A 26,750-nucleotide genomic window follows, 5' to 3' on the forward strand; every position below is an offset into this window, starting at 1 on the left:
TTGAATGGCGCCCGCGGAAGAGGTAGGTCTGATTCGCCATGACGCCCGATTGAGAGGGACTCGGATGGACGCCGCGGAGTCGATGGCTGAGCCGCAGCCGTCGCCGCCGAAGCCCGTGCCCGGCCTGACCGAACGCGAGGTCGAAATCCTCGCGTTCGAGCGTCAGTGGTGGCGACACGCCGGGGCGAAGGAGAACGCCATCCGCGAGCGCTTCGATCTGTCGGCCACGCGCTACTACCAGCTGCTCAACAAGCTGCTGGAGAAGCCGGAGGCGATCGAAGCCGACCCGATGCTGGTGAAGCGGCTGCGCAAGACGCGCGCCGCCCGGCAGCGCAAGCGTGGCGCCCGGCGACTGGGGATCGAGCTGAAATGAGCGTGTTTTCGGGGATGTCCCGGCCGATGAAGGCCGCGGGCGTCGTTCTGGTCGGCGTGGCGATCGTGGCCGCCGTGATCGGCGGGATCTCCGCGCTGAGCGGGGGTGACGGGTCGAACGAGGCCGGGCCGAGCGGCACGGCCACGCAGCCGGGCACGTCCGGCGGGACGTCGGCGCCGCCGACCTCACCGTCGACGCCGCCGTCGACGACCCCCAGCCCGACGTCGCCCACTCCGCCGTCGCCGACCACCCCGCCCCCGGGGCAGCCGACGTCCGGCCAGCCGGGTCAGCCCGGGCAGCCGGGTGGCGACCAGCAGGCGGGCAACAAGTGGGTGACCGTCCGGGTGTTCAACAACTCGACGATCAAGGGCCTGGCGGACCGGGCGGCCGACGACTTCCGCGGTGGCGGCTGGACGGTCAACGAGGTCGGCAACTACGCGCAGGGCACCATCCCGACGACCACGGCGTTCTACCGGCCGGGCACCGACGAGGAGGCCGCGGCGAAGCAGCTCGCGCAGGAGTTCGGGATCAAGGCCGAGCCGCGGTTCCCCGGGATCGAGAGCGCGACGCCGGGCTTGATCATCATCGTGACGAAGGAATACCAGTCCGGCCACAAGGGCAGCTGACGATCTTCCCCCGAAGGGGCGTCACCCGCGGGTGACGCCCCTTTTTCACTCTCCGGCCTGGGTTTTCGCGTACGCCTCGAGGGTCGCGAGCTGGGCCGGGTCGAGGCTCGGCCGGACCGTCTTCCTCGCCGCGTCCAGGTGCGCCGCCGTGACTTCGCGGGCCTCCAGGGACTCGCGCATCGCCGTCAGGGCCGCTTCGCGGATCAGCGCCGCGCAGTCGGCGGCCGAGTAACCGTCCAGAGTGGACGCGATCTCGGCCAGGTCCACATCGGAGGCCAGCGGGGTGTTCTTCGAGCTGGCCGCGAGGATCGCGGCGCGGGCCTCGGCGTCCGGCGGCGGCACGTAGACACGCCGCTCGAGCCGTCCCGGGCGCAGCAGCGCCGGGTCGACGAGCTCCGGCCGGTTCGTCGCGCCCAGCACGACGACCTCTCGCATCGGCTCGACGCCGTCGAGCTCGGTCAGCAGGGCCGCGACGACGCGGTCGGCGACGCCGGAGTCCGACGACTGCCCGCGGCGCGGGGCGAGCGCGTCGATCTCGTCCAGGAAGATCAGCGCGGGCGCGGCCTCGGCGGCGCGGCGGAACAGCTCCCGCACCGCGCGCTCGGACTCGCCGACCCACTTGTCCATCAGCTCGGCGCCCTTGACCGCGAAGACGTTCAGCGCGCCGGTGCCGGCCAGCGCGCGCACCAGGAACGTCTTGCCGCCGCCGGGCGGCCCGTACAGCAGGACGCCGCGCGGCGGTTCGACGCCGAGCCGCGCGAACGAGTCCGGGTACCGCAGCGGCCACAGCACCGTTTCGGTGAGCGACTGCTTGACGTCGACCATGTTGCCGACGTCGTCCAGGGTCAGCCCGCCGGTCGCCAGGTTGTCCGAAGTGGACAGCGACACCGGACGGACGGTCGCCAGCGCGTCCAGCAGGTCCTGCTGGGAGATCCGCGGCTCGGCCGTCTCACGCTGGCGCAGCGCGGCCCGCAGCGCAGCGTCCCGCCGCAGTGCGATCAGGTCCGCCGCGACGAACCCCGGCGTCTTCTCGGCGAGGACACCGCAGTCGATGCCCGAGTCGAGCGGGACGTCGCGCAGCAGCACGTTCAGCAGCTCACGGCGGATTTTCGCGTCCGGCAGCGCCAGGCCGAGCTCGCGGTCGAGCAGGTCGGCGGCGCGCAGCCGCGGGTCGGCGGACTCCGCGCGGGCCGTCGTCGCGACGACGGCGAACCGCTCGCGCCGCAGGGCCGTCCGCAGCTCTTCCAGCACGACCGTGGCCACCGGTGGCGGGGTGGCCGCGGGCAGCAGCGCGTCGACGTCGGTGAGCAGCAGCACCGCGGGCTCCTCGGCCGCGCGGATGGCTTCGCGCAGGCGCGCGACCGCGACGTTCGGGTCCAGCACCGCGAGGTTCGGCGCGGCCACCGGGACCACGCGGATGTCGGCGTCACTTGCGACCGAGCGGACGAGCGTCGCCTTGCCGACCCCTTCGGGACCGGACAGCAGGACGCCGAGGTGAGCGGGCGCGCCCAGCCGCGCGAGCAGCTCGGGCCGGTGGAAGGCCAGGTCGAACCACTCGGCGAGCTTGCGCGCGGCGGCTTCGGCGCCGATCAGGTCGGCCAGCGGCACGGCCGGCTCGGCGGTCTCCTGGACGGTGATTTCGTCCTCGACGATCTCCGCGTCGATCCACTCCTCGGCCGCGGTGACGGCGGAGGTGCGGACGAGCGCGGTCGCCGTGCGGGGCGTGGCGGGCTCGGGGGCGGGGCGCGCGCCGTCCCGCCAGACGACCACAGTGGACGGCCCGACGGCGACCGCGCCGGCCGGCTCGGTCGCGGTGACGGTGAGCAGCTCGTTGGTCCAGGTCGCCCCGATCGCGCGGGAGAGCTGGCCGCGCAGGCCGGCCGCGTCGGACCCCGGTGACGGCGCGAGGTCCTGCGGCAGCAGCGAAACGGCGTCACCGACGGTCAGGACCTTGCCGATCAGGGCGAGCCGCAGCATGTGCGGGCTGACCGAGACACTGGCCAGCCGCGAGCCCGCGACGGTCACCGTCTTCGCCGCCGCGACCTCGGCCGGCGCGACCACGACCTCGGCGCCTTCGGTGACGCCGAGGTTCGACATGGTGACGTCGTCGGTGAGCAGCACCCCCGGCACGTCGGCCTCGTCGGTCGGCGCGGCGAGGGCGGCGCTGACGCGGGCGCCGGTGAGGTGCACGGCGTCCCAGGCCCGCAGGCCCAGCGCGTCGAGGACTTCGGGGTGCAACCGGACGACGCCGCGGCGCGTGTCCAGCGCGGACGGCGTGTGCCGGACGGTCAGCGTGATCTGCGGGTGGCTCACGCCGTTCACCCTAGCGATCCGGCGCCTTCCCGGGTGGCGCGAAGTCGTGTCGTTCCTTCAATCACGCGTGATGCCCCGCCAATCACGCGTGATGCCTGCCGGATCACGCGTGATGCCCGCGGAACACGGGTGAACGCTGTGTCGGCCCGGTCGGTTCGCGTGATCGAGGACCGATCTCGCGTGATTGGGGACGTAACTCGCGTGATTGGGCGCGTGACTCGCGTGATCAGCGGGCGATCTCGCGTGACTGGGCGGGCATCTCGCGTGACTGGAGAGGCATCACGTGTGATTGGGAAGTCGACACGGCGGTTACTTGCGGCGGAGGCCGATCTGGCGCCAGGAGCGGCGGCGCTGGCCGTTGCCGTTCTCCGAGGTGCCGCGGGGGGTGCGGACCGTTTCGCCGGTGCGCGGCAGGCGGACCGCGCGCATCGCCGCGCCCGCGACCCGGCGGCGCAGCGGGCGGCGCAGGCCCAGGCGGCGCGGGGAGGCCCGGCGGATCGCGCGGCGCTCGCGGGGCGGGACCGTCCAGGCCTCCGGGTGCGCGGCCAGCCAGCGGTGCCGGTAGACCGAGTACGGGATGTGCGCCAGGTACAGGATCATCGCCACGAGCAGCGCGACCAGCGGGAACTGGATGATCGCCGCGGCCAGCAGCGCGACGCCGAGCAGCAGGGGCGCGATCGCCTTCGCCGGGGCCTTGACCGTCTTCAGCGACAGCGTCGGGATGCGGCTGATCAGCAGGGCCGCGATGGCGATCGTCCACGCCCACACGACGTACTGCGACGACCACCAGCCGTCGCCCCACTGCAGGTACGCCACCAGCGGCAGCATCCCCAGGAGGCCGCCGGCCGGGGCCGGGACGCCGACGAAGAACTCGCTCGCGTACGGCGGCTGCTCGGTGTCGTCCAGCAGCGTGTTGAAGCGCGCCAGCCGCAGGATCATGCAGACGGCGAAGATCAGCGACGCCACCCAGCCGATCCGGTCGGCGCCCGTCTGCCACACGTAGATGACGAGCGCCGGCGCGACGCCGAAGGAGATGCCGTCGGACAGCGAGTCCAGCTCCGCGCCCATCTTCGACGTCGCGTCGAGGAGACGGGCGATCCGGCCGTCGAGGCTGTCGAGCACCGCCGCGATGCCGATCGACGCGATCGCCATCGAGAAGTTCTTCGTCAGCGCGAACTGCACGGCCGACAGGCCCGCGCAGAGCGCGAGCACGGTGATGGCGTTCGGCAGCAGCCGGACGCCGGGGGTGGTCACGCGGACCATCGGGTCAGCCTTCCGAACGCGAGGCGGGGAGCTCGGCGATCACGGTCTCGCCGCCGACCGTGCGCTGGCCCTTGGCGACCAGCACGCGGGAACCCGGCGGGAGGTAGAGGTCGACCCGGGAGCCGAAGCGGATGATGCCGTACGTCGCGGCCGCGCCGACCTTGTCACCCTCGCGGATCTCGCAGAGGATGCGGCGCGCGACCAGCCCGGCGATCTGCACGACGACGAGCTCGTGGCCGTCCTCGGTGCGCATCAGCACGGAGTTGCGTTCGTTGTCCTCGCTGGCCTTGTCCAGGTCGGCGGAGAGGAACTTGCCCGGCCGGTAGACGACGCGCTCGATCACGCCGTTCGCCGGCACGCGCTGGACGTGCACGTCGAACACCGAGAGGAACACCGACACGCGCATCCGCGGCTCGGCGGGCAGGCCGAGCTCGGCGGGCGGGACGGCTTCCTCGATCAGCGAGACGAGCCCGTCGGCCGAGGCGAGCGCGACGCCGTCACGCGGCGGCGGGACCCGCTTCGGCTCGCGGAAGAACGCGGCCATCGCGACGGTCGTGAGCGCGCCGAGGACGCCCAGGCGCTTGGAGAACCGGCGGGCCAGCAGCGTCGCCGCGACCCCGCCCGCCACGAACGGGCGACCGGCGGGGTGCATCGGCGGCAGCGTTTCGCGAGCGAGCTGGAGGGCGTGCGCGACTGGGTTGCCGGCGGGCTCCGGCCGGGTGCCGCTCATGGTCGGGTCCCCTGGTTTCGTGTCGGAAGATCGGGTCGGCGCCGGGTCCGGCCGCCGCGTACGGGCGCCACCACGCTACCGCTGCCCCAGGTGAACGTGTCCGCGCGCCCCTGGGTGGCTCCTCCGCGAGGGTGTCCCCGCAGCGGGTGGGAACGACCACATCCCGGTAACACAAAGTCGAATTCGCCGACAACTCTAAGTAGTTGACGCCGTTCGGGGCGCTGCCACCGGGCCTGGGGAGGGCAACGATGACCGACCACCGCGATGCTGCTGAAGCTCGCCTCGAAGAGCTGTTCGGCGCGTGGCGGACGGAGATCGACGAAGTGCCGATCCCGTCCTTGGTGGATCCGGTGCGCGCCGTCGACGTGGTCATCGAAGCGAAGAACGGTGGCCGGGTGCATGCGCCCCCCGACGGCGCAGGCACCCGGCCACCGGGTGGTGCGCATGACGACGAATTTTAACGGCTGGGAAGCCGTTGATCAGCGTTCATCCGGCAAAAGTTACAAACGGTCGCTCGGGCGACGGCCGAGACCGGTGACGAGCCGCAGGATCGCCAGCAGCACGACCGCCCCGAGGATGGCCACGCCGAAGCTGGGGAAGTCGAATTCGAACGCCTTCGACTGCCCGGTCGCGAGCCGGTAGAGCAGCCCGCCGAGCGCCGCGCCGACCACCCCGACCAGCACGCTGACCAGGCAACCCTGGCGGCGGCGGTCCCGGCCGCCGACCACGAGGTTCGCGGCCCAGCCGACGATCGCCCCGAAGATCACCCATGCGACGAAACCCATGGCGCGAGCTTACCCGGGCAGACGTACAAGAGCTATTGCGCAAGAACTCTTGTACAACTACTCTTGTGCGTCATGAGCGACGACATCCGGGAGATCCACGACTCGAAGGTGCTGGCGGCCATGTCGCACCAGCTGCGCCGCCGGCTCCTCGAGCTGCTCCACCTCGACGGCCCCGCCACGGCCTCGATGCTGGCCGAGAAGACCGGGCAGGCAGTGGGCAACGTCAGCCACCACATGAAGGTGCTGGCCGCCGCGAAGCTCGTCGAGGTCGCCCCGGAACTGGCCCGTGACCAGCGAGAACGCTGGTGGAAGCGGAGCGCGAAGACCCTCCGGTGGGCCGCCGGTGACTTTCCCGGCGACCCGGTCGCCGAAGCCGCCGAAGTGCTCGTGCTCGACCACCAGACCGCGATCGCCCGCGACTGGATCGCGAACCGGGAGAGCTATCCCGAGCAGTGGCGCGGCGCCCCGTTCAGCATCGACACGTGGGTGCGGCTGTCCAAGGACGAGCTCGACGAGCTCAACGAGCGGATCTTCCTGCTGATCAGCGAGTTCGAAGACCGCACCAAGCCCGGTGACGGGGTCGAGCGCCGTCCCGTCTTCTTCGCCGCGCGGGCTTCGCTGGGCAAGCCGTGAAGGGGCTCTGGGGGAACAGGGACTTCCGGCTGCTCTGGACCGGCGAGACCACGAGCATGCTCGGCAGCATGGTCGCGAGCACGGCGTTGCCGCTGGTCGCGGTGCTCACCCTGCAGGCGAGCACGTTCCAGGTCGCGCTCCTGACGGCGGTCGCCTGGCTGCCGTGGCTGGTCGTCGGCCTGCCTGCCGGCGCCTGGGTCGACCGGCTGCCGAAGCGCCCGGTGATGCTGACGTGCAACGCGGTGTCGATGGCCGTGTTCGGCAGCGTGCCGCTCGCGGCCGCGTTCGGCGTGCTGACCATGCCGTACCTGCTGGTCGCGGCTCTGCTCGGCGGGATCGCCAAGGTCTTCTTCACTCTCGCCTACCGCGCTTACCTGCCGGTTCTGGCCCAGCCGGACGAGCTCTTGGAGGCCAACGCCAAGCTGCAGGGCAGCGAGTCCGCGACGCAGGTCGCCGGGCCCGGCCTGGCCGGGCTGCTCGCGCAGGCTTTCGGCCCGGTCAGCGGGATCCTCGCGGACGCGGTCAGCTTCGGCGTTTCCGTGCTGTGCGTGCGAGGGATCCGGGCGCGCGAAACCGTGGTTCCGCCCGCCCGGACGCCGTTGCGCAGCCAGATCGCCGAAGGCCTCAGGTTCGCCCTGGGCGACCGCTACCTGCGGACGTTGATGACGTTCGGCGCGGTCTCGAACCTCGCGCTCACCGGGTACCAGGCCATCCAGATCGTCTTCCTGTCCCGGACGCTCGGCGCCGCACCCGGTCTGGTCGGGCTGGTCCTGGCGGTGGCCGCCTCCGGCGGGGTGCTCGGCGCGGCGCTGGCCGGGCGGCTCGGCGCGCGCTTCGGCACCGCACGCGCGTTCCTGCTGTGCGAGGTCTTCGCGGCGCCGATGCTGCTGCTCGGGCCGTTGAGCGGCCCCGGCTGGGGCCTGGTGCTGTTCGTGGTCGCGGAGTTCGGCGTCTGCGCCGGTGTGGTCGCCTCCAACGTGCTGACCACGACGTTCCGGCAGCAGTACTGCCCGCCCGAGCTGTTCAGCCGGATCAACTCCAGCGCCTCGCTCGTCAACTACGGCACGATCCCGCTGGCCGGGGTGCTCGGCGGCGTGCTGGGCGAGGCGATCGGCGTCCGCGAGACGCTCTGGGTGATGTCCGGCGTGCTGGTCGTCGCGCTCGGAATGCTCGTGCCGCTGGTGAAGGAGCGGGACTTCCCGGTCAGAGCAGCAGCACGTCCACTTCCTCGCCAACCGCTGCCGACGTGACGTCCTCCGGCAGCACGATCAGGCAGTTGGCCTGGGTGAACGCGGCCAGCAGGTGCGAGCCCGGCCCGCCGCGCGGCCCGACGATCCCGGTCACCTCGCCGTCGGAGGAGGTGAACACACCCCGGCGGAACTGGCGGCGCCCGGCGGGCGAGGTCATCGCCTCGGTCAGCCGGGCCCGCACGCGCCGTCGTGAGACGTCGGTGTGGCCGAGCGCCGTCAGGATCGCCGGGCGCAGGAACGCCTCGAACGACACCAGCACGCTGACCGGGTTGCCGGGCAGCGTAACCACCGGCACGCCGTGCCAGCGGCCGTTGCCCTGCGGGCCGCCCGGCTGCATCGCGACCTTCGCGAACTCGACGCCCTGGCCGGTGAGCGCGTCCTTCACCACTTCATACGCGCCCGCGCTGACGCCGCCGGAGGTGACCAGCAGGTCGGCGTCGGCCAGCCGCGGCTCGATGACCTTGCGGAACTCCTCGACGTCGTCGACCACACTGCGGACGACGTCGACCTCGCAGCCGAGGCCGCGGATCGCCGCCGCGAGCATCACGCTGTTGGACTCGTAGATCTGGCCGTGGCGCAGCGGGGCGGGCGCGTCGATCAGCTCGGTGCCGGTCGAGGCGACGAGCACCCGCAGCGGCCGGTGCACCCGCACCTCGGCGAGCCCGACCGCGGCCGCCAGCCCCAGCTGGGAGTGACCGAGCACGGTGCCGGCGTGCAGCGCCACAGTGTCCTTGAGGACGTCTTCGCCGGACCGCCGGATGTGCGCGCCTTCGCCGGCCACGGCGGAGATCGTGACGGTCTCGGTGCCGCCGTCGGTGTCTTCGACCATCACGACGGCGTCCGCGCCGGGCGGCAGCGGCGCGCCGGTCATGATCCGGTGCGCGGTGCCCGGCTCCAGCGGCCGGACGTCGACGCGGCCCGCCGGGATGTCGTCGGCCACCGGCAGGGTCACCGGCGCTTCGGCGACGTCCGCCGCGCGGACCGCGTACCCGTCCATCGCGGAGTTGTCGAAAGGCGGCAGGGACACCCCGGCCCGGACGTCCTCGGCCAGCACGAGACCGGCGGCTTCGGCGAGGGGCAGGGCGGTCGCGGGGGAGCTGCCCAGGAGCGCGGCAACGCGGTCGCGGTAGTCGTCGACGGAGATCACCGGACCATCCTCCACCCCTGTGCAGGGCATGCAAGACTCTGCGTCGTTCGAGAGCGCGCCGAAGGGGAGCAGCATGCAGGTCGGAGTCCGTCAACAGCCCTCGTTCGCCGTCGCCCGGCTGATGCTGGCGCCCGGCGAGCCGTGCCAGGTCGAGTCCGGCGCGATGATGGCGACCAGCTACGGCGTCCAGGTGCAGTCGCAGGCCCAGGGCGGGATCATGAAGGGCCTCGGGCGCGCGTTCCTCTCCGGTGAGTCCTTCTTCATCTCCACCTTCACCGCGCCGCAGAACGGCGGCTGGGTCGACGTCGCCGCCAACCTCCCCGGCGACATCCAGGTGATCCCCCTCGACGGCCGCACCGGCTGGGCCGTCACCCGCGGCTGCTGGCTCGCGTCGTCGCACGGCGTGCAGACCGAGACCAAGTGGGGCGGGATGAAGAACCTGATGGGCGGTGAAGGCGGCTTCCTGACCCACGCCACCGGCCAGGGTCAGCTGCTCGTCAGCTGTTACGGCGCCGTCGAGACGATCACCCTGCAGCAGGGCGAGATGGTCACCGTCGACACCGGGCACGTCGTCGCGTACGCCGACACCGTGCAGTACCAGATCCGGAAGGTCGCGACGGGCGTCATCCAGTCCATGAAGAGCGGCGAAGGCCTCGTGTTCGACTTCGTCGGTCCCGGCCAGGTCATGACGCAGACGCGCAACCCGTCCGCGCTGATCAGCTGGATCATCTCCCACGTCCCGTCCCGCTGATGCGCGTCCAGACCCGGCACACCCCCGGCTTCGGCGTCGCCCGCGTCCTCCTCGACCCGGGCGAGGCGGTGCAGGCCGCGCCCGAGACGTTGCTCGCCAGCCGGTTCGGCGTCACCGAGACGGCGCCGGGCCGCGGCGGCGCCCGCGCGGGCAAGACGACGTTCGCCGTCTACACGGCACCGTCCGACGGCGGCTGGATCGACTTCGCGCCGCTGCGCCCCGGCGACGTCTACCCGCTGGAGCTCGGCGGCGGAACCGGCTGGGCCGTCCACCGCGACGCCGTGCTGGTGCGGCCCGCGGCCGTCCGGCACGACCCCGGCTGGGCGCCTTTGCAGCAGCTCTTCGGCGCGGACTCGGGATTCCTGGAGCACTACAGCGGAACCGGCCCGCTCGTGCTGGCCGCGCCCGGCCCGGTCGACGCCTTCGAGCTCGGCAAGGGCGAGCTGGTCACCGTGCGGCCGGACTACCTGCTGGCCTACCCGGACACCGTGCAGTGCCGGCTGCGGGCGCTCGACCCGGGCGGCGCGCAGTCGCTGCGCACCGGGGAAGGGCTCGCCGTCGACTTCGCGGGTCCCGGGACGGTGCTCGTGCAAGCGCGGAACCGGCGCCTTTCTGCAACGTGATCTTCAGACGAATTGCCCATTGCCGAGGGGAATAATTCCGGTAGCGTGATTGACACTTCCGCCGCTGGCGTCCGCTCGGGCCAGCGGATCCTTTGTGCTGAGGGAGGGCGCCGTGGCTGTCGGCACCGTCAAATGGTTCAACTCGGAAAAGGGCTACGGGTTCATCGAATCCACCGAGGGGCCGGACGTGTTCGTCCACTATTCGGCCATTCAGGCCGACGGATTCCGCACTTTGGACGAAGGCGACCGCGTCGAGTTCGAAGTCCAGTCCGGCCGGGATGGACGGAGCCAGGCAGCCGACGTGCGGAAGGTGTCGTAACAACCTTCATCACCCGATTGGCGAACCCCCGGCAGCCGCCGAACCTGGGACGTTAGGCTGCCGGGCGTGACAGGCGATGTGTCGGGGGACCTCACCGGTCGCCGGCTGGGCAACTACCGCATCGACGGAGTGCTCGGCAAGGGCGGCATGAGCGTGACCTACAAGGCCACGGACGTGCGTCTGGGCCGGAAGGTGGCGCTGAAGGTCATCGGCGACCACCTCGGTGCGGACGCCGAGTTCCGCGAGCGCTTCGTCGACGAGGCCCGCAACACCTCCGCGATCGACCACGCCAACGTCGTGCCGCTGTACGACTTCGGCGAGCTCGACGGGATGCTCTACATCGCCATGCGCATGGTCGACGGCGGTGACCTCGCGGGGCTGATCTCGGGCGGCCCGATCGCGCCGGCGCGCGCCCTGACCATGCTCGACCAGGTCGCGGACGCCCTCGACACGCTGCACAACCGTGGTCTGGTCCACCTGGACGTCAAGCCGGCCAACGTGCTCGTGACGAAGAAGGAGACCTCGCGCGAACACGTGTACGTCGCCGACTTCGGGCTGACGCGCCGCGGCGCGACCGGCCACCGCACGCGCGGCGGCGACTTCCTCGGCTCGCCGACGTACGCGGCGCCCGAGCACCTGCGCGGCGAGCCGCTGGACGGGCGCACCGACCAGTACGCGCTCACGTGCGTCCTCTACGCGTGCCTCACCGGCAGCCCGCCCTTCAAGGGTGACGTGCCGACGGTGATCAAGGGCCACCTCAACGGCGACCCGCCGGCGATCTCCCGGGCGGTCGCGCTGCCGCCGGCGATCGACGAGGTCGTCCGCAAGGGCATGGCGAAGAACCCCGCCGACCGTTACCCCAGCTGCGTCGAGATGGTCGCGGCCGCGCGCCGCGCGCTCGGCGCCCTCGCCGCCTCGGACACCCCACCGGGTCCCCCGGGGACGAATTCGGGGGGAATTCCCGCGCCGCCGCGGCCTGGTCAGGTACAACAAGGACCGCACCAGGCCACGGCACCGCAGGGAGAGGGGGCCCCCGTGCACCCGTACGGAGGACAGCAGCAGCCCGGTTACGGGCAGCAGCCCGGGCCGCAGGGCCCCGGCGGTCCCGGTGGCCTTGGTGGCCCCGGTGGGCCGCCGCAGGGCCCGCCGCCCGGCTACGGCTACCCCCAGCAAGGCATGCCGCAGGGCATGCCGCCGCAGGGTATGCCGCCCCAAGGACCGCCCCCGGGGTACGGCTACCCGCAGCAGCCGGGCATGCCCCCGCAGGGCCCGCCGCCCGGCTACGGCCAGGACCCGATGCGGTTGCGGCCCCCGATGCCCGCGGGCGGCGCGGGCGCGTTCCACCAGCCGAAGAGCAGCGGTGGCAAGAAGTGGATCTTCATCGCCCTCGGCCTGCTCGTGCTGGCCGGCCTGATCGTCGGCGCGATCTTCCTGTTCTCCGACAGCGGCAGCGGCGGGAGTGACGGCACTTCGACGGCGCCGAACATCCCGGTCGGCCCCGGCGACTCGCAGAGCAACCCGACGTCTTCGCTCAAGGCGCCGCCGACGTCGATCTCCATCAAGCCGAGCTCCTGAGTCCGGGCCGCGCTGAGCAGGTCTTCTTGCACTCTCCACCCGAGAGTGCTAGACACGGTGTTGGCACTCGACGCCGTCGAGTGCCAAAGGTCGGGACGGTGAGGCTGACCCCCACTCGGGTCCAGTCGTCCGTCGCGGGCACCGAGCCTGGCCGAGGAAGAGTCCTGCCGCCGCCGCTGTAGACACGTGGCGGTGGCGCCCAATACCGGAGGACCACACCGCAATGGCCAAACTGATCGCGTTCGACGAGGACGCCCGCCGCGGTCTTGAGCGCGGCTTGAACACCCTCGCCGAAGCCGTCAAGGTGACCCTCGGCCCGCGGGGCCGGAACGTCGTGCTCGAGAAGAAGTGGGGCGCGCCGACCATCACCAACGACGGTGTCTCCATCGCCAAGGAGATCGAGCTCGAGGACCCGTGGGAGAAGATCGGGGCGGAGCTCGTCAAGGAGGTCGCCAAGAAGACCGACGACGTCGCGGGTGACGGCACCACCACCGCCACCGTGCTCGCCCAGGCCCTCGTCCGCGAGGGGCTGCGCAACGTCGCCGCCGGCGCCGACCCCATCTCCCTCAAGCGTGGCATCGAGGCGGCCGTCGAGGCCGTCACCGAGCAGCTGCACAAGGCCGCCGTCCAGATCGAGACCAAGGAGCAGATCGCTGCTACCGCCTCGATCTCGGCCGCTGACCGCACCATCGGCGAGCTGATCGCCGAGGCGCTGGACAAGGTCGGCAAGGAAGGCGTCGTCACCGTCGAGGAGAGCAACACCTTCGGCCTCGAGCTCGAGCTCACCGAGGGCATGCGCTTCGACAAGGGCTACATCTCCGGTTACTTCGTGACCGACCCGGAGCGTCAGGAAGCCGAGCTGGAGGACCCCTACATCCTCCTCTTCGGCTCCAAGATCTCCACCGTCAAGGACGTCCTGCCGCTGCTGGAGAAGGTCATCCAGTCCGGCAAGCCGCTGCTGATCATCGCCGAGGACGTCGAGGGCGAGGCCCTGGCCACCCTCATCGTCAACAAGATGCGCGGCACCTTCAAGTCCGTCGCCGTCAAGGCCCCGGGCTTCGGTGACCGCCGCAAGGCGATCCTGCAGGACATCGCGATCCTGACCGGTGGCCAGGTCATCTCCGAGGACGTCGGCCTCAAGCTGGAGAACGCGGACCTGTCCCTGCTGGGCAAGGCCCGCAAGGCCGTCATCACCAAGGACGAGACGACCATCGTCGAGGGTGCGGGCGACGCCGACCAGATCCAGGGTCGCGTCAACCAGATCCGCGCCGAGATCGACAACTCGGACTCGGACTACGACCGCGAGAAGCTCCAGGAGCGGCTGGCGAAGCTGGCCGGCGGCGTGGCCGTCATCAAGGCCGGCGCCGCGACCGAGGTCGAGCTCAAGGAGCGCAAGCACCGCATCGAGGACGCGGTGCGCAACGCCAAGGCCGCCGTTGAAGAGGGCATCGTCGCCGGTGGTGGCGTCGCTCTCATCCAGGCTGCCGAGGCTGCCTTCGCGGGCCTGAAGCTCGAGGGCGACGAGGCCACTGGCGCCAACATCGTCAAGGTGGCCGTCGAGGCCCCGCTCAAGCAGATCGCGATCAACGCCGGCCTCGAAGGCGGCGTCGTGGTGGAGAAGGTCAAGGGCCTGCCGCAGGGTCACGGCCTCAACGCCGCCACGGGTGTCTACGAGGACCTGCTCGCCGCCGGCGTGCCGGACCCGACGAAGGTCACCCGCTCCGCGCTGCAGAACGCCGCTTCCATCGCGGCGCTGTTCCTGACCACCGAGGCCGTCGTGGCGGACAAGCCGGAGAAGGCTTCGGCCGCTCCCGCCGACCCGTCCGGTGGCATGGGTGGCATGGACTTCTGATCCACGCAGGGAAAGCCCGGTCCGCTTCGGCGGGCCGGGCTTTTTCTATGGGCGGGTGAAGAACCAGACGGCGAAGGCGCCGGCGACGACCACGCCGAGAGCGAGCACCCCGAGGCCCCCGAGCCAGGCGGTGCTCGCTTCTTCCGCTTCCAGCGCGACGACGATCGCGCCGATCCCGGTGAGCAGGACCCAGATCGCCAGCGCGGCGGCGGTGTAGAGCACGGTCCTGGTGACGCTCGGGCTGCCGGTGTCGTTGAAGGCGAGCACGAAGAGGGCGGCAAAGGCGGTCAGCCCCAGCCCGGCGAGCAGGTACAGCCCACCCAAGATCCCGACGACGACCTTCGCGGCCGTCCTGCTCCCTTGATCCACGAGCGCGAACCCTAACCCCTCGTCCGGGGTTCGCGGAGGGCATTTCGGCCGGTCAGCGCAGCCGGCTACGCCGAACGGCCCGGACGTCCCCTGGCGTCCGGGCCGTTCTCCGTGCTTCGCCGCTCCCCGGTCCCGACCCGGTTGTGCGGCCTTGCCCGCGCCCCCGCGCGGGTGTCTTCGGTGCGTCCCCCGTCCCCGTCCCGTCGTCCGGCGGGCGCCGGCTCCCCCTGCGAGCCGGCGCCCGCCCGGGTCAGGAGCTCTCTTCGGGAGTCAGGATCGCGGCGGCGACGTAGACCGGAATGGCGATCCCGACCGACAGGAACACGGCGGCGACCATGCCGATCCGCAGGACGTTGGCATCGATGCCGAGGTAGGTGGCCCAGCCACCGCAGACGCCGGTGAGCATCTTGTCGGTGCTGCTGCGGCGGAGCTTCTTGGTTTCCGAGGTGTACACGCTGTTCGTCATGGCTCAATGGTGGCTTTCGGGCCCGCCGGGGCGCATCGGGAAGGGCCCGGAGCCGGACCCTGAACTCTGCCTCGGGGAAAACCAGGTGCCGCGGCGGGCAGGTTGTCCCCAGGTCGGCCGAGATGTGGACAAGCCGCGGCGACAACCGGACTTTTCCGGCTTTCGCCAGCGGGAGCCGATACGCTGGAGACGGGGAAGCCCCCCTGGGAGCGGCGGGGGATATTTGGCTCCGCTGAGGGAGCGTTTGCGGCGCAACATCGTTCGTGGAGCCGGCCGAGTACGTCAGCGGGCTTCGGAGCTTCGAGCAGTACGTCTTCCGCAGCCAACCGGAAGGCGTGCGGTCCGGGCCCGGTGATCTCGACCTGATCGTCTACTCGCTGCGCAAGTGGATGCGCCTGGCCCTCACCGGGAATCCCACGATCCTGCTCCCGCTGTTCGTGCCCGAAGCCGAGATCGTGCGGATCACCGGCCTCGGCCACGAGCTGCGCGCGAACGCGGACCGGGTCCTGTCGCGCCAGGCCGGGCTGCGGTTCGCCGGCTACCTGCGGACGCAGCGCACGCGGCTGATCGAGGGCGCGACCAAGGTCAACCGGCCCGAGCTCATCGAGAAGTACGGCTTCGACACGAAGTACGCCATGCACCTGGTGCGGCTCGGCGTCCAGGGTGTCGAACTGCTCGAGACGGGCCGGATGACGCTGCCGATCGCGGAGCCGTGGCTGACCTGGCTACGGGATCTGCGGCGGGGCAAGCACTCCCAGGACGAGGCGATCGCCGCCGCGGCCGAGCTGGAAGACCGGCTCGACCGGCTGGTCCGGGGCGGCTCGCCGCTGCCGGAGCAGCCCGACCGCGCCTGGGCCGACCGGTGGCTGGTGCACGCCTACGACTCGGCCTGGCAGGCCGCCTGACCCCGGACCCGCGCCAGACGGGCCGCCCACCCGGCTTCGACTTCGGCCGAAGCCGGGTAGGCGTCCGTCGGGTCCGGGGCCCGGCGCAGGGTCGGCAGGTAACCGTCCACAGGGGACAGTGACGAAGCGCAGACGTCGCCTTCCAGCAATGAAATCGTCCCGAGTCCACAAGCGAACTCCAGCTCCGGCAGCGCGCCCGCCAGTGCGAGCCCCGCGGCCAGGCCGACGCTCGTCTCCACCGCCGACGACACCACACACGGCAGCCCGCACGCTTCGGCGACCTCCAGCGCGCGCCGCACGCCGCCCAGCGGCGCCACCTTCAGGACCGCGATGTCCGCCGCTCCCGCGACCGCCACCTTCAGCGGGTCCTCCGCGCGGCGGATCGACTCGTCCGCCGCGATCCGGACCGACACCCGGCGGCGCACCGCGGCGAGGTCGCCGATCGTCGGGCACGGCTGCTCGGCGTACTCCAGGCCGCCCGCCGCCTTGTCGAGGTCGGCGATCGCGCGCACCGCCGTGTCGACGTCCCACGCCATGTTGGCGTCGACGCGGATCGCGCCGTCCGGGCCGAGCGCGTCGCGGACCGCCGCCACCCGGTCGCAGTCGTCGGCCAGGGACGCGCGGGTGTCCGCTACCTTCACCTTCGCCGTGCGGCAGCCGGACGCGCGGACCAGTTCGTACGCCTTGTCCGGCCCGACCACCGGCACGGTCGTGTTCACCTCGACCCGGTCGCGGACCGGCGCCGGCCAGCCCCGCTCGCTCGCCTCCAGCGCCGCGTGCAGCCACGGCACGCTCTCGGCGTCCGAGTAGTCGGCGAACGGGCAGAACTCACCCCAGCCCGCCGGGCCGTGGAGCAGGACGCCTTCCCGGACCGTGATGCCGCGGAACCGGTTGCGCAGGGGGATCGCGTAGACCTTCATCGTCGCCGATCATGCCACCGCCGCGGGTTTCGCGAACAAGTGCCGAACAGCGCGTTTCCGGCCAGAATGACCATGTGGTCCTCGACTTCCGCGTGCTGGGTCCGGCCGAGGTCACGGCCGACGGCCGCCCGGTGCCCCTCGGGGGCAGCCGGCCGTTGATCGTGCTGGCCGGGCTGCTGCTGCGCGCGAACCGGGTCGTGCCGGTCGACGAGCTGGGCCGCTGGCTGTGGGACGACGACCGCCGCCGCTCCAAGGGCGCGCTCCAGACTTACGTGCTGCGCCTGCGCCGCGCCCTCGGTGACCAGGTCGCGATCCGCACGGAGAGCGGCGGGTACCGGATCGAGCTCGCGGACGACCTGCTCGACCTGACCCGGTTCCGCGCGCTCGCCACGCGGGGCAAGGCGGCGATGGACCGCGGCGAAAGCCGGCAGGCGGCCGCGCACTTCGCCGAGGCGCTCGGGCAGTGGCGGGGGCCGGCGCTGCTGAACGTCGAGTCCGACGCGCTGCACCGCGACGAAGGCGGCCAGCTCGCCGAAGAACGGCTGCGCGTCCGCGAGCAGTGGGCCGACGCGCTGCTCGAAGTCGGCGACCACGACGCCGTCGTGGTTGAACTGGTGCGCCTGACCAGGGAAAACCCGCTGCGGGAGCGCTTGCACGAGCAGCTGATGATCGCGCTGTACCGGTCGGGGCGGCAAGCCGAAGCGCTCGACGTCCACCGCCGGATCAGCGACGTGCTCGCCGACGAGCTCGGGCTCGACCCGGGGCCGTCGCTGCAGCGCACCCGCCAGGCGATCCTCACCGGCGCCGACGACGGCGCCGCGCCGGCGCGCTACCGGCTCGGCGCCGAACCGCAGGTGCCGCACCAGCTGCCCGCCGACCTGCCGACGTTCTCCGGGCGCGAGAGCGACCTCAAGGCGTTGCACACGCTGCTGCCGGAGGCCCTGGACGCCGACGCGTCGACGCCGATCGCGTCCGTCGAGGGCATGGGCGGCATCGGCAAGACAACCCTGGCCGTGCACTTCGCGCACGAGGTCGCCGACCGGTTCCCCGGCGGCCAGGTGTACCTCAACCTGCGCGGTTACGGGCCCGGCGAACCGGTCGAGCCGTCGGCGGCGCTCGACGCGATGCTCACCGCGCTGGGCGTGCCGAGCGAGGCGGTCCCGGGTGACCTCGACGGCCGCGCGGCGAGCTGGCGGACGCACAGCGCGGGGCGGCGGCTGCTCGTCCTGCTCGACAACGCCAACCGCACCCAGCAGGTCGCGCCGCTGCTGCCCGGGCCGGGCTGCCTGGTCGTCATCACCAGCCGCTGGCAGCTGCGCGCGCTGGTCGCGACGCACGGCGCGCGGCGGATCGCGCTCGAGGAGCTCGGTGAGGAGGACGCCGTGGAGCTGCTGGCGTCCACGATCGGCGTCGAGCGCGTCGCGAATGACCCGGCGGCGGCCGAACGGTTCGTGCGGCACTGCGGCGGGCTGCCGCTGGCGATCCGGATCCTCGCCGTGCGGGCGGCGCAGTTCCCCGGCCTGGCGCTCGACGAGTTCGCCCGCTCGCTGGAGACGGACCTGCTCGGCTCGTTCGACCTCGCCGACGGCGAGGGGACGAACATCCGCTCGGTGCTTTCGTACTCCTACCAGGCACTCGAGCCGTCGACGGCGCGGCTGTTGCGGCTGCTGGGGCTGTCGACCGGCGTCGACTTCACCGCGCCGGCGGCGGCCGCGGTCGCGGGCCTGGACGTCACGACGACCCGGCCGATGCTGGAAACCCTGGCCGCAGCGCACCTGCTCGCCCAGCCACGGCCGGGCCGCTACCAGTTCCACGACCTCATCCGCGCGTACGCGGGCGAAGTCGCTTCGCAGGTCGACACGGCTTCGCAGCGTGAAGCCGCCTTGGATCGGCTGCTGGGGTGGTACGTGACGTCGGCGCTGAACGCGTCCCAGCGGATGCGGCCGGAGCGCTACTACCGGCTGCTGGAGCTGGAGCCCGGCGGCGGTCTGGTGTTTTCCGGGCACCAGGACGCGCTGACCTGGTTCGACGAGGAGCACGGCAACCTCATCGCGGCGGTGCACCTGGCGCGCGGCCGCCGTGACGACGTCTGCTGGAAGCTGGCGTGGCTGCTGCAGAGCTACTTCGTGACGCGCTCGCGGCTGGACGACTGGCGCTCGGTGTTCGCGGTGGCGCTGGACGCCGCGCGGGCGAGCGGGCACCGGCCGGGGGAGGCGGGGATTCTCAGCGGGCTGGGGGTGGTCAACGGCGTCGCCCGCGAGTACGGCGAGTCGCGGCGGTACCTGGAGCAGGTGCTGACGATCCAGCGCGAGCTCGGCGCGCGCGAGGGCGAGGCGCGGGCGCACTACAACCTGGCGCTGGCGGCGCACAATCTGGATGACTACGCCTGGGCGTACGAGCACGGCAAGCAGGCCCTGGAGATCGTCCGCGAGCTGCGGCTGGGCGGGTTCGAGGCGAGCGTGCTGCGGGCGCTGGGCGACATCTGCACGTCGATGGGTGATCACGAGCAGGCGCTCCGGCTGGCCGATGCGGCGCTGGCGGTGGTGGATGAGGACGGCGAGCCGGTGGATTCACGGTTCACGCAGCACACGCGGGGGTTGGCGCTGGTCGGGCTGGGGCGGCTCGATGAGGGGGTTGCGTGTATGCGGGAGTCGGTGGGGATGTTTTTCGCGATGGGTGAGCAGTACGAAGGGGCGGACGTGCTGGCGCAGTTGGGGTCGGTGTATTTGCGGCATGGGGATGTGGGGGCGGCGAAGGAGTGCTGGCTGCGGTCGGTGCGGTTGTTGACCGAGCTGGGGCACCCGGACGCGGATGACGTGCGCGCGAAGTTGGCGGCGCTGGTGGGTGCGGGCGGCTGAGGGCGGGGTTGGGGCGCGCGCCTGGCGGCGCTGCCCGCGGTCGCGGCAGGCGGCGCGGATGACTGCTGCGGCTGCAGCGCGGCGATGGCGGCCCGTGAGGATTGGGCGCGCGCGCCTGGCGGCGCTGCCCGCGGTGGCGGCTTGCAGCGCGGGTCGGGTGGCTGGCATCCCAGGTCGGCGCGGATAGCGGGCGCCCGCTGTGGGCTGGTTCGCCGGCGGTGGTCGCTGCGGCTGGCGGCAGGCCGTCGCAGGTGCGTGGCGTGGGGTGGAGTTAGTGGCGGCGGACCGTTCGCGTGCCGACCCCCAGTGACAGCGCGCGAGACGGTCCGGGCCGCCCTCACCACCCAAGCTGATTGCGCTCACTGTTCGCTCACTGGCTTGGTTGCGGCGCTACCCCCAGCAGGTCGGCCAGCGTTTCGGCGTTGCGGGGCGCCTCCACCTTTACGTCGTTGTCGAAGTAGATGTGCACGTCGCGGTGGCCGTCCTCGTGCCAGGTGCGGATCTTGTCGGCCCAGGTTCGCAGGGCCTTGTCCGAGTAGCCGCTTACGTACAGCTCTTCGTCGCCGTGGAGGCGGATGTAGGTGAAGTCCGCCGTCTGGTCCTCGACGTATGGCCACTTGCCTGCCGTGTCCGCTACCACCAGGGCGATTCCGTGTTTCCGCAGGAGTTCCTTTGCTGCGGGTTCGGCGAAGCTCGGGTGGCGGACTTCGAGTGCGTGCCGGAGGGGGCGCCGTTTGCCCGCTTCGAGGTACGGGGGGTCCTTCAGCTTGTCGTCGTGCTTTGTTGCCAGCTCGGCCGCCTCCGTTGTCGTGCGTGGGAGGAGCGTGAAGAAGTCCGCCAGGCGGTTCGGGTCGAACGTCAGTCTTGGGGGGAGTTGCCAGAGGAATGGGCCCAGTTTCGCTCCCAGCGCCAGGACTCCTGACGCGTAGAAGTTCGCTAGCGCCGTCTCGACGTCTCTTAGCTGCTTCATGTGCGTGATGAAGCGGCCACCCTTTACCGCGAAGAGGAAGTCGGCGGGGGTTTCGGCGAACCAGGCTCGGTAGCGGGCTGGGCGTTGTAACGAGTAGAACGAGCCGTTGATCTCTACCGTTGTCATCCGGTGGGACAAGTACTCCAGCTCACGTCGCTGGGACAGGTCGTGCGGGTAGAACACCCCTCGCCAGGGTGGGTAGCGCCAGCCTGATGTGCCTATGCGGATTTTGGCGATTCTGCTCACCGCCTTTCCGCCGTGGGTGGTTCCCGGTTGGCGGGGTGGCCAAACTTGGCTGTGGTTGGACCGGTGGACTGTCGGGTGGGACAGGTGGCCCAGTTTTGGGGACGGTCGTCTTATTGGTCCCTTGAGGCGTTTGCTCATAGGGTTGTCGCTGTCGGAAAGACTGTCCTCGCCGGACGGGCAGGCTCTGGGATGACCTTGGGTTTTGCTTTCATCTCACCTTCGTCGGTTGGCCGCTCGTGGGCATCCCGTCGCCTGAGCTGAGGCCTATCACTTTGAGCCAGGCCCGCAAGGTTGCGCTCTCTGCTCGCTTTGGGCTGTGTGTTGCGGGCCTGGCTCAAAGTGATTTCACGGCCTCAGGCGACGGGATGACCAACGCCGCTCCTTTCTGGGTTCCCCAGACGGACGCTCGCTCGGGGCCGGGACGAACCTTTACGCCCAGGAGAAACGCCAGTGGCGGGTCTGGACCAGGTCGGATGCGTACTCCCTCAAGTTCCCGGGCTGGCCTGCGAACGTGGGCAGGCTGAACGCTCGGTGCTCGGCCGCCACCGTCAACGCTCGTGCCTGGTTCCTTGGCGGAGCCGCCACCGACAGCTCCAATGTGTCGTAACCCAGCACCACCAGCGTTGCGCCGAAACGGTCCTCCCAGCTCCGCAGCACCGCCGACAGCTCGGCCACCTGGTCCGTGCACTTGATCATCCCCGTCCAGCCCAGCAGGGCCGGGATGTCCGCCGGACGCTCTGTCTGGACCAGGCCCAGGCGGTGCGGGGCGCGGTTGGCCAGGATCGAGCCTGTGTTGCCCGCCTCCGCCAGCGGGTCCGAGCGGCGCGGGCTCCTCTTCGCCAGGCCCGGGAAGCGGGCGCCGAACGGGCGCAGGCAGGCGCCGTCGCAACACGATGCGTCCCACCAGCGGTCCAGGACCGCCGCCGGGTCCGCAGTGGACACCCGGTGGCCCGCTGGGGCCAGGCGGCCGCGGTCGTCGATCCAGTCCTCGCCGTTCGCCGCGAAACGCTGGTCGTGCGGGATCAGCACCGGCCACAGACCCGACCGCTCGAACTCGGCCACGCAGCCGAGGTAACGCTCGGGGCGGGTCAAGGGCAGGTCGGACACCCACAGCCGGCCGTGCCAGGACCCCGGTGGCAGGGTCTGGACCGGCGGCGCGGGTGTGCCGGGGCGGAGCGGTGCGATCGTCATGGAGCGTCCCCTCGAACTTGTGTTCGGCTGGTGCATGTCGAACAGTAGTTCGAGGGTCCGACAATTTCCAGTGATCTGGCCGCTCATCCGTTCGAGTGAATCAGGAAAACCGTAGGTCAGGGCTCGATGCGAGAAGGAAGTGGCGGAAGTTGCTCCTGTGACGATTCGCTGGGCCGAAGGGGTGGTCAGCCCGGGGTCGTCAAGCCGGCGATCAGGTCGCGGACGAGGTCCGTGGCCTCGGTTCGCGCCAGGTCCGGGTCGTCCGTCTCGGCGATCACCATGGCGAGCTCGGTGAGGGCGCCGTAGAAGGCGGCGGTGAGGAGGCCGGCGGGGTGCGGCCGGACCGCGCCGGTCGCGATCAGGGTCTGGACCGCTTCGGTGAGCAAGCCGCCGAGGTGCTGCTGGTCCAGTTCGCGCCAGCGGTGCCAGCCGAGGGCGATCGGGCCCTGCAGGAGCACGACGTGGCGGTAGCCCGGCTCGGCGCAGACCGCGAGGAACTCCGCGACACCGCGTCCGGCGCGCTCGAAGGGGTCGTCCGCCGAGGCGGTCGCCGTCCGGATGCGCTGTGCGGCCTGGCCTTCCAGCTCGTCCATGACCGCTTCGAACAGCCCGCGCTTGCCGTCGAAGTGGTGGTACAGGGCGCCCCGGGTCAGGCCCGCGGCGCGCACGAGCTCTTCCGTCGACAGGCTCGCGTACTCGCGTTCGGTGAACAGGCGCAGGCCGGCGTCGAACAGGGCCTGACGGGTGTGTTCCGCGTACTTCACGCGCACCGATTCCATTCGCCATGACTATCACATACACTCTGAATTTCAGATACAGCGTGTATGAGAGCGGGTGGCCGATGGAGAAGTCCGTGGACGTCGTGGTCGTCGGGGCCGGGATCGCGGGACTGGTCGCCGCGCGCGACCTCGTCCGGGCCGGGGCCGACGTGCTGGTGCTGGAGGCCCGGGACCGGGTCGGCGGCCGGCTGCTCAACGGCGAGCTGCCCGGCGGCGGCCCCATCGAGGTGGGCGGTCAGTGGGTCGGGCCGGGCCAGCACCAGGTCCTCGCGCTGATCGAGGAGCTGGGCCTGCGCACCTACCCCACGCACGACACCGGCCGGCACATCGCCGAGTTCGCCGGGCGCCGCGCCGAGTACACCGGCCGGATCCCGCGGCTGAACCCCGTGGCGCTGGCGGACATCGCCCAGACGCAGCTGCGGCTGGACCGCCTGACCCGCCGGGTGCCGGCCGACGAGCCTTGGCGGGCGAGGCGGGCCGCGGACCTGGACGGCCAGACCTTCGCGACCTGGCTGCGGCGCACGGCCCGCACTACCGGCGGCCGATCGTTCTTCCGCGTCATCACCGAGGCCGTGTTCTCCGCCGAACCCGAGGACCTTTCCCTGCTGTGGACGGCTTTCTACCTCAGCTCGGCGGGCGGCCTCGACCCGATGATCACCACGACGGGCGGTGCGCAGCAGGACCGCGTCGTCGGCGGCTCGCAGCGGATCGCGCTCGGCCTCGCCGACGAGCTCGGTGACCGGGTTGTGCTCGGCGCCGCGGTGACCGACGTCGAGTGGGACACCGCGGGCGTCCGGGTGAAGGCGGGCGGCACGGTCGTTCGTGCTCGCCGCGCCGTGTTCGCGGTGCCGCCGCCCCTCGTGGCGCGCGTGCGGTTCACCCCGGGGCTGCCCGGCGACCGCGACCAGCTCGTCCAGCGCCTGCCGATGGGACGGGTGATCAAGGTCAACGTGGTCTACGACGAGCCGTTCTGGCGCACGGACGGGTTGAGCGGCCAGGCCAACAGCGACCGGCGCACGCTGGGCACGGTCTTCGACAACACGCCGCACGACGGCTCGCCCGCGGTGCTCGTCGGCTTCCTCGAAGGACGGCACGCCGACGCCGGGGCGCGGCTGACCGAGGCGGACCGCCGCGCCCGGGTGCTCGACGACCTCGCCGGCTACTTCGGGCCCCGGGCCCGGAACCCGATCGCCTACCTCGAGCGCGACTGGGCCGAGGAGGAGTTCAGCCGCGGCTGCTACGGCGCGTTCGCCGCCCCCGGCACCCTCACCCGCTTCGGGCCGGCCCTGCGCGCGCCGATCGGGCCGCTGCACTGGGCCGGCACCGAGACCGCCACGCGCTGGGCGGGCTACATGGACGGCGCCGCCGAGTCGGGCCACCGTGTGGCGCGGGAGATCACGCCCGCGCTCACCTGACCGGTCAGAGCGGCCGGAGCAGGTCGTCCGCGTCCACGATGTGGTACGCGTACCCCTGCTCCGCCAGGAACCGCTGCCGGTGCGCCGCGTACTCCGTGTCGACCGTGTCGCGCGAGACGATCGAGTAGAAGTGCGCCTGCCGGCCGTCGCCCTTGGGACGCAGCAGGCGGCCGAGGCGCTGGGCCTCCTCCTGCCGCGAGCCGAACGTGCCGGAGATCTGGATCGCCACCGACGCCTCGGGCAGGTCGATCGAGAAGTTCGCGACCTTCGACACCACCAGCGTCTTGATCTCGCCGCGGCGGAACTTGTCGAAGAGCTCCTCGCGCTCCTTGTTCTTCGTCGCGCCCTGGATCACCGGCGCGTCGAGCTCGTCGCCGAGCATCTCCAGCTGGTCGAGGTAGGCGCCGATGACCAGCGTCGGCTCGCCGGCGTGCTTGGCCACGATGGACTTGATCACCGGGGTCTTCGTCAGCGCCGTCGCCGCCAGCTTGTAGCGCTCGTCGGCCTCGGCAGTCGCGTACTCGAGCCGTTCGGCGTCGGTCAGCGTCACCCGGACCTCGGTGCACTTCGCCGGCGCGATCCAGCCCTGCGCCTCGATGTCGCGCCACGGCACGTCGTAGCGCTTCGGCCCGATCAGCGAGAAGACGTCGCCCTCGCGGCCGTCTTCGCGCACGAGCGTCGCGGTCAGGCCGAGGCGCCGCCGCGACTGCAGGTCCGCCGTCATCCGGAAGACCGGCGCCGGCAGCAGGTGGACCTCGTCGTAGACGACCAGGCCCCAGTCGCGCGAGTCGAACAGCTCCAGGTGCCGGTACTCGCCCTTGGTCTTGCGGGTGACCACCTGGTAGGTCGCGATGGTGACCGGCCGGATCTCCTTCTTCTCGCCGGAGTACTCGCCGATCTCCTCTTCGGTCAGCGACGTCCGCGCGATCAGCTCGCGCTTCCACTGCCGCCCCGCGACGGTATTCGTCACCAGGATCAGTGTCGTGGCCTGCGCCTTCGCCATCGCCGCCGCGCCGACCAGCGTCTTGCCCGCGCCGCACGGCAGCACGACGACGCCGGAGCCGCCCGCCCAAAACGCCTCCGCGGCCATCCGCTGGTAGTCGCGCAGGTGCCAGTCGCTTTCGTCGAGCGCGATCGGGTGCGCTTCGCCGTCGACGTACCCGGCGAGGTCCTCGGCCGGCCAGCCGACCTTCAGCAGCGCCTGCTTCAGCCGGCCACGCTCGGACGGGTGAACGATGACGGTGTCCTCGTCGATCCGGGCGCCGAGCATCGGGCTGATCTTCTTGTTCCGCGAGACCTCGGTGAGCACCGCGCGGTCGGTCGTGGACATCACCAGCCCGTGCGCCGGGTGGTTGGCGATCTGCAGCCGGCCGAACCGGCCCATGACGTCGACGACGTCGATCAGCAGCGGCTGCGGCACCGGGAAGCGCGAGTACGTCGTCAGCGCGTCGACGACCTGCTCGGCGTCGTGGCCCGCGGCGCGCGCGTTCCACAAGGCCAGGGGCGTGATGCGGTAGGTGTGGACGTGTTCCGGCGCCCGTTCGAGCTCGGCGAACGGCGCGATGGCGATCCGCGCGTCATCGGCCTGGGGGTGGTCGACCTCCAGGAGCACGGTCTTGTCGGACTGGACGATCAGCGGGCCATCAGTCACAACTACTGTTATACGTGCCTCGCTCCGGCCCGCACCCGTCGCGGTCCGGGGACGCGGCGATGTGCCGAGGGGATCACTGGAGGGCATGTGACCGACGACAACCCGTTCCGGACGCCGGACTACGCGACGCCGGCGCCGTCCACGCCGATGCCGGGCGCGCCGATGCCGCCCGCGCCCGGGCGGGCGCCGATCCCGCACTGGTTCACGGTGAAGGTGCGGATCACGCTGGTGGCGTGTGTCGTCGCCGCGCTGGGCCTGGGCGCGCTGGGCGCGATGGCGATCTACTGGATCGGGAGCAGCGGCACGCCGTCCGACGGCAGCTGCCTCTACCTGACGAGGGAAGGCGGCGGCAAGCTCGCCTACCACCGGGTCGGCTGCGCCGGCGACAGCGCGACCTACAAGGTCGACGACAGCTACCGCGGGACCTCGACCTGCTCCTCGAACGGCTACGTGCGGTTCAAGACCACAACCGGCTCCGGCGCCGGGCTGACGCTCTGCCTCGCCCTGAACGTCCGCACCGGCGACTGCCTCCGCGACGTCGACGACGAGGCCAAGGTGGCCAAGGTCAGCTGCACCGATCCGGCGGCCGAGGAACGCGCCGAAGTCCTCACCAGCTCTCGCGACGGCAAGGACTGCGAAGGGGCGGACGACATCCGGATCTACGCCGGTCCGCCGTTCCGCGTGGTCTGCCTGGCGCCGCCCGGCGAGAACATCTAGCCGAACCGCGACGCTTGGGCGGG

The 26,750-nt window shown here is 71.6% G+C and carries 26 protein-coding genes; 14 read left to right on the plus strand and 12 right to left on the minus strand.

Annotated features, from left to right (window positions below):
* Positions 1-64: 64 nt before the first annotated feature.
* On the plus strand, positions 65-373 hold the full coding sequence (locus ACZ61C_RS01820; protein WP_003101701.1) for a DUF3263 domain-containing protein: 309 nt from the start codon (positions 65-67) through the stop codon (positions 371-373).
* Positions 370-999, plus strand: a complete 630-nt coding sequence (locus tag ACZ61C_RS01825) for a LytR C-terminal domain-containing protein (RefSeq protein ID WP_465301752.1) — start codon at positions 370-372, stop codon at positions 997-999. Before ACZ61C_RS01820 ends, ACZ61C_RS01825 begins: the two co-directional genes overlap by 4 nt.
* Before the next feature lie 45 nt (positions 1,000-1,044).
* Here the strand turns inward: ACZ61C_RS01825 and ACZ61C_RS01830 are convergent, their stop codons facing one another.
* The 3 genes from ACZ61C_RS01830 to ACZ61C_RS01840 form a co-directional block, all read right to left on the minus strand.
* Complete coding sequence (locus ACZ61C_RS01830; protein ID WP_465301754.1) at positions 1,045-3,312, minus strand: AAA family ATPase; 2,268 nt, start codon at positions 3,310-3,312, stop codon at positions 1,045-1,047.
* Between the two features lie 309 nt (positions 3,313-3,621).
* Positions 3,622-4,575 carry a CDP-diacylglycerol--serine O-phosphatidyltransferase gene (pssA, locus tag ACZ61C_RS01835; RefSeq protein ID WP_465301756.1) on the minus strand — a complete coding sequence of 318 codons (954 nt, stop codon included), beginning with the start codon at positions 4,573-4,575 and terminating at the stop codon, positions 3,622-3,624.
* 4 nt (positions 4,576-4,579) lie between these two features.
* Positions 4,580-5,305 (minus strand): phosphatidylserine decarboxylase, encoded by a 726-nt coding sequence (locus tag ACZ61C_RS01840; protein WP_465301758.1) that lies wholly within the window; start codon positions 5,303-5,305, stop codon positions 4,580-4,582.
* Between the two features lie 248 nt (positions 5,306-5,553).
* Between ACZ61C_RS01840 and ACZ61C_RS01845 the strand changes: the two genes are divergently transcribed.
* Positions 5,554-5,766 (plus strand): hypothetical protein, encoded by a 213-nt coding sequence (locus ACZ61C_RS01845; RefSeq protein ID WP_465301760.1) that lies wholly within the window; start codon positions 5,554-5,556, stop codon positions 5,764-5,766.
* Positions 5,767-5,805: 39 nt separating this feature from the next.
* Here the strand turns inward: ACZ61C_RS01845 and ACZ61C_RS01850 are convergent, their stop codons facing one another.
* Positions 5,806-6,090 (minus strand): GlsB/YeaQ/YmgE family stress response membrane protein, encoded by a 285-nt coding sequence (locus tag ACZ61C_RS01850; RefSeq protein WP_465301762.1) that lies wholly within the window; start codon positions 6,088-6,090, stop codon positions 5,806-5,808.
* 72 nt (positions 6,091-6,162) lie between these two features.
* On the opposite strand from ACZ61C_RS01850, the gene ACZ61C_RS01855 reads away from it, so the two are divergent.
* Positions 6,163-6,723: a helix-turn-helix domain-containing protein gene (locus tag ACZ61C_RS01855; protein ID WP_465301764.1), complete on the plus strand. Its 561-nt coding sequence runs from the start codon at positions 6,163-6,165 to the stop codon at positions 6,721-6,723.
* Entirely contained in the window at positions 6,720-7,973 is a 1,254-nt protein-coding gene (locus ACZ61C_RS01860) for an MFS transporter (protein WP_465301766.1), read from the plus strand. Before ACZ61C_RS01855 ends, ACZ61C_RS01860 begins: the two co-directional genes overlap by 4 nt.
* Here the strand turns inward: ACZ61C_RS01860 and moeA are convergent.
* A complete protein-coding gene (moeA, locus tag ACZ61C_RS01865; protein ID WP_465301768.1) occupies positions 7,927-9,120 on the minus strand; it encodes a molybdopterin molybdotransferase MoeA in 1,194 nt (397 codons plus the stop codon). The genes ACZ61C_RS01860 and moeA overlap by 47 nt on opposite strands.
* Positions 9,121-9,193: 73 nt before the next feature.
* Between moeA and ACZ61C_RS01870 the strand changes: the two genes are divergently transcribed.
* From ACZ61C_RS01870 to groL, 5 genes are all read left to right on the plus strand, one after another.
* Positions 9,194-9,871, plus strand: a complete 678-nt coding sequence (locus ACZ61C_RS01870) for a TIGR00266 family protein (protein ID WP_465301770.1) — start codon at positions 9,194-9,196, stop codon at positions 9,869-9,871.
* Positions 9,871-10,494 carry an AIM24 family protein gene (locus tag ACZ61C_RS01875; RefSeq protein WP_465301772.1) on the plus strand — a complete coding sequence of 208 codons (624 nt, stop codon included), beginning with the start codon at positions 9,871-9,873 and terminating at the stop codon, positions 10,492-10,494. Before ACZ61C_RS01870 ends, ACZ61C_RS01875 begins: the two co-directional genes overlap by 1 nt.
* Before the next feature lie 112 nt (positions 10,495-10,606).
* A complete protein-coding gene (locus tag ACZ61C_RS01880; protein ID WP_005164266.1) occupies positions 10,607-10,813 on the plus strand; it encodes a cold-shock protein in 207 nt (68 codons plus the stop codon).
* 66 nt (positions 10,814-10,879) lie between these two features.
* Positions 10,880-12,388 (plus strand): serine/threonine-protein kinase, encoded by a 1,509-nt coding sequence (locus ACZ61C_RS01885; RefSeq protein WP_465301775.1) that lies wholly within the window; start codon positions 10,880-10,882, stop codon positions 12,386-12,388.
* 223 nt (positions 12,389-12,611) lie between these two features.
* A complete protein-coding gene (groL, locus tag ACZ61C_RS01890; protein ID WP_003085442.1) occupies positions 12,612-14,240 on the plus strand; it encodes a chaperonin GroEL in 1,629 nt (542 codons plus the stop codon).
* 45 nt (positions 14,241-14,285) lie between these two features.
* Here groL and ACZ61C_RS01895 read toward each other — a convergent pair whose 3' ends face one another.
* Complete coding sequence (locus ACZ61C_RS01895; protein ID WP_465301778.1) at positions 14,286-14,609, minus strand: hypothetical protein; 324 nt, start codon at positions 14,607-14,609, stop codon at positions 14,286-14,288.
* A 250-nt stretch (positions 14,610-14,859) separates the two neighbouring features.
* Positions 14,860-15,075, minus strand: a complete 216-nt coding sequence (locus tag ACZ61C_RS01900) for a PspC domain-containing protein (protein WP_465301780.1) — start codon at positions 15,073-15,075, stop codon at positions 14,860-14,862.
* 263 nt (positions 15,076-15,338) lie between these two features.
* Between ACZ61C_RS01900 and ACZ61C_RS01905 the strand changes: the two genes are divergently transcribed.
* On the plus strand, positions 15,339-15,980 hold the full coding sequence (locus ACZ61C_RS01905) for a DNA polymerase beta superfamily protein (protein WP_465301782.1): 642 nt from the start codon (positions 15,339-15,341) through the stop codon (positions 15,978-15,980).
* On the opposite strand, the gene ACZ61C_RS01910 is transcribed toward ACZ61C_RS01905, so the two are convergent.
* Entirely contained in the window at positions 15,953-16,900 is a 948-nt protein-coding gene (locus ACZ61C_RS01910; protein WP_465301784.1) for an o-succinylbenzoate synthase, read from the minus strand. The two genes, ACZ61C_RS01905 and ACZ61C_RS01910, sit on opposite strands and share 28 nt — an antisense overlap.
* A 74-nt stretch (positions 16,901-16,974) precedes the next feature.
* Between ACZ61C_RS01910 and ACZ61C_RS01915 the strand changes: the two genes are divergently transcribed.
* The gene (locus ACZ61C_RS01915; RefSeq protein WP_465301786.1) at positions 16,975-19,758 is read left to right on the plus strand and encodes an AfsR/SARP family transcriptional regulator; all 2,784 of its coding nucleotides are present in this window, start codon (positions 16,975-16,977) and stop codon (positions 19,756-19,758) included.
* A 370-nt stretch (positions 19,759-20,128) separates the two neighbouring features.
* Here the strand turns inward: ACZ61C_RS01915 and ACZ61C_RS01920 are convergent, their stop codons facing one another.
* From ACZ61C_RS01920 to ACZ61C_RS01930, 3 genes are all read right to left on the minus strand, one after another.
* A complete protein-coding gene (locus tag ACZ61C_RS01920; RefSeq protein WP_465301788.1) occupies positions 20,129-20,974 on the minus strand; it encodes a DUF72 domain-containing protein in 846 nt (281 codons plus the stop codon).
* A gap of 429 nt (positions 20,975-21,403) precedes the next feature.
* Positions 21,404-22,165: a DUF4253 domain-containing protein gene (locus ACZ61C_RS01925; RefSeq protein ID WP_465301790.1), complete on the minus strand. Its 762-nt coding sequence runs from the start codon at positions 22,163-22,165 to the stop codon at positions 21,404-21,406.
* 185 nt (positions 22,166-22,350) lie between these two features.
* Positions 22,351-22,944, minus strand: coding sequence for a TetR/AcrR family transcriptional regulator (locus tag ACZ61C_RS01930; protein WP_465301792.1), 594 nt, complete (start codon positions 22,942-22,944; stop codon positions 22,351-22,353).
* A gap of 62 nt (positions 22,945-23,006) precedes the next feature.
* Between ACZ61C_RS01930 and ACZ61C_RS01935 the strand changes: the two genes are divergently transcribed.
* Positions 23,007-24,359 carry a flavin monoamine oxidase family protein gene (locus ACZ61C_RS01935; protein ID WP_465301794.1) on the plus strand — a complete coding sequence of 451 codons (1,353 nt, stop codon included), beginning with the start codon at positions 23,007-23,009 and terminating at the stop codon, positions 24,357-24,359.
* Between the two features lie 4 nt (positions 24,360-24,363).
* Here the strand turns inward: ACZ61C_RS01935 and ACZ61C_RS01940 are convergent, their stop codons facing one another.
* Entirely contained in the window at positions 24,364-26,010 is a 1,647-nt protein-coding gene (locus ACZ61C_RS01940) for a DNA repair helicase XPB (protein ID WP_465301796.1), read from the minus strand.
* 87 nt (positions 26,011-26,097) lie between these two features.
* Between ACZ61C_RS01940 and ACZ61C_RS01945 the strand changes: the two genes are divergently transcribed.
* Positions 26,098-26,727 (plus strand): LppU/SCO3897 family protein, encoded by a 630-nt coding sequence (locus ACZ61C_RS01945; protein ID WP_465301798.1) that lies wholly within the window; start codon positions 26,098-26,100, stop codon positions 26,725-26,727.
* The last annotated feature ends 23 nt before the right edge of the window (positions 26,728-26,750 follow it).

Source organism: Amycolatopsis sp. NPDC104587 (assembly GCF_055583645.1).